Below are 2897 nucleotides of genomic sequence, written 5' to 3' on the forward strand. Positions count from 1 at the left end.
TCATTGCCATTCTGGCAATGTTGATTGCACTTGCCTATTTCATGAATTAAGCATCCAGTTAAATTAATTACTAAATGAAAATAATCATTATGAAGTCCATCTGCAACCTCACCCTCTTAGTCACTGTAGCGCTTGCTGTAACCGCCTGTTCTGGTGGTTCCGATGCTCCAACGGCTGACGCACTGCCCCCTAGGGATCTCAGTGTCATTCCAGCCATAACAATAACAACCATCGAGGGGCCCTTTGTTTTGGCCGAGCGGTCCGTGACCACCGACTCGGCAGTGGGTACGACTGTGGCCGCTGCCTCAGGTACGCCGGTGGCGCACACGCCTCTGCCGGCGGAATTGTTCGGCTCCCTAGCGCTGGTTGCTCAAAGCGGCGGCGCCACGCGCCTGGGCGAGATCTATCAGTTTGACGGCAGCGGTTCCAAAGTGGTCAAGACCTTCACCGGCAGACCATTCATGAGGAACACCAGCCCGAACGAGCATTCTTTCGCCTTCAACGAAGTTGACGGTCGCTTCTACGGGTTCTTGAGCAACTCGTCCTTGCCTTCTGAGAACCAAATCGTTCTCATGCGTTTCGATCCGGTCACCGACAAACTGGAGCTCCTCAAGACATTGGACACGAGGGGCGCAGGAAAGACCGCAGGTCCCGGCATCACCGTCTCAGATCTGCGACCGAACAACACCATTCGCACCCCGCTTGTAAGCAAAGATGGCAAGTCGCTGATGGTCATGGTCGACGGTGGCCGCGCTGGCCGCGGGCTGTTATTGCATGTGGTGCTCGACCAGGGAAGCGCAAACTACCTGAAAGAAACCGTGGTCTATGACTTTTTCTCACGCGATGTGGAAGAAGGTCTTTGCAGTGGACTCGTCGGTGAGAAGACGGAGATGGTGTGGTCACGCGACCGCACCAAGATCTTGCTGGGCACGCAGGGTTCGCGCTACATCTTGAACGCTGCAGATCCCACGGCTGTAGCCTGCGCGCCTGCTGGTTCAGTGGGCGGCGCGGCCACCTACACCAAAAACGGGCGGATCTTCAGCCTTGCACCGCCCGTGGGAAATGACCTGTCACGGCCTTGGACCTTCACCGCGATCAGCCAGTTCAATCCCGTAGGCAAGCGACTTGGGCGCTACCTGTTCGAAGACGCGAGTGGTACCGTGCGCTGGACAGTCGAGGACATACAAAGCCGCGAGGCTCAGATTTTTGGCCCACCCGGGAGCAATACCGCGCTTTACAGGCTGGCCGAGATCGACTGCCACCGTATCGAGGGGGTGTTGCCCATATCCTTTAGCAACGAATCGCTGGTTGCCTGCAGCGGCCTCGACGCCGAAACCAGTTTGCAGATTTCGGCACCCAAGCTGCTTTCGCAGGCAGCAAGCCTCAACCTCAGTAACGCCAGCACGATGTCGGCCTGGATCAGAGACGAGCCCAAAGGTTACTTCGGCAGCTACTTTGCCGGGCTCACATCGTCACCGGCGTCGGGGCTGTTATTTGCTGCCTCAACCGACGTTGCTGCCGGCATCTGCGATGAGAGGCCCAATTCAGTTTTGCCGTGCACGCCTTCGCAGTTGTTGGAACTGGATCCCAGCCGACTTTTCTTCAGAAAGACCCTGGCAACCGGTTCGGCCACTTTGGGGAAATATTTTCACGGTAATCCGGCAACGGGCAGTTCGGCCAGCGACGGCGTTCTCGACCGCTACGTCGTGTGGTTGGCCAGTGCTGCGAACGAGGCATCACACGTGGTGAACAAGTATGACCGTTTCAACGGAAAGATTACCTCGGTGCCCATCGACCCAGACCGCGGAGCCTATCCCTACGGCAAGCTTCAGCCGCTCGGGCCTGACCATCTCATCGGCCTGATTTCGCTGACGTCCCCAAGCTACGATTCTGGGCGTCTCGGCGGTCATCGTGGTTCGAGAGACAGGGCCGGCGGTGGCCTGGGCGTGGTGATCTACCAGCGCAGCACCATGGAGCCCGTCCGGATGGCCGAGGTGACAGACATAGCCTACCTGGGAGCAGAACTCGTGCTTGGGCAAGGCGATTCAGCTTGGCTCACAGCAATTGCTGAAAAGTCAGGCGTCTCAAGCGGAGACGGTGGCTACTATCGACAAAAGCTGCTGCATGTGGACACGAAGACGTTGAAGGCCACCGAGTGGGTGCGGGTTTTCGCATCCCGCCTGCCTGCCGATAACGACTGGAAACCGGCGATCCGTGATGACGCGGTCTACTATGCGGCAGAAGGCGATATCTCAGTGGGTGCTCCCATTTACACCGTCGCTTGCGCACGGATCAGCGACCCCAAGATCTCGATCAAATCACTTACCTTTGGCCCAAACAGCGCGTTCCGGCCAGCCAGCGAGGGGCTTCCGGTCGGAGGCCCAGTGTTTGTGGCAGCACAGAACGCCATGTACATGGCCATGGCACAACGGGCCGATGGCAACCCGGGTGGGTCGATCTGGACCATTGATCGAGGCTTAGGCCCAGACGACCTGTGCCGCAGCGCACCGGTGTTGACCAAGGTGGTCGGCGACTTGCCCGATGTGCCATCAACAGGCTTCTTGTCGGCCAGTGACGGTGCCTTGTACTACGGCACAACGAACGGCAAACTCATGCGCTTCAATCCCGCCGCCGGAGCCGTGACACCCGTTGCAAACTTGGCGGCGGGCGGCACTTCGATATCGTCGGTCAGGGGCTTCCTGACCGAGGTCACCACCGGATCCATCAGCGCTGTGGTCTACGACTACGACGCCCAGAGCAAGAACGTTGCTCGACGAGTTTCCGTGGTGACTTTGGGGGGCCGTGTGACCGCCAATCACGACGTGACCCGTGCGCTGTCAGCAAGCGAACGCTATCCCGGGGTCAGCCGTTTACAGTGAGGGGCAATGCGCGGCTGG

Annotated in this window: 1 protein-coding gene; it reads left to right on the plus strand. The window is 58.8% G+C overall.

Annotated features, from left to right (window positions below):
- Window positions 1–74: 74 nt before the first annotated feature.
- Complete coding sequence (locus tag ACOVRJ_RS14290; RefSeq protein WP_409748713.1) at window positions 75–2879, plus strand: hypothetical protein; 2805 nt, start codon at window positions 75–77, stop codon at window positions 2877–2879.
- The last annotated feature ends 18 nt before the right edge of the window (window positions 2880–2897 follow it).

Source organism: Roseateles sp. (genome assembly GCF_049240545.1).
GTDB lineage: Bacteria > Pseudomonadota > Gammaproteobacteria > Burkholderiales > Burkholderiaceae_C > Paucibacter_A.

Excerpts from the sequence above, each read along its gene's own strand:
- ACOVRJ_RS14290 (WP_409748713.1), top strand. The coding sequence starts at position 75 with ATGAAAATAATCATTATGAAGTCCATCTGCAACCTCACCCTCTTAGTC.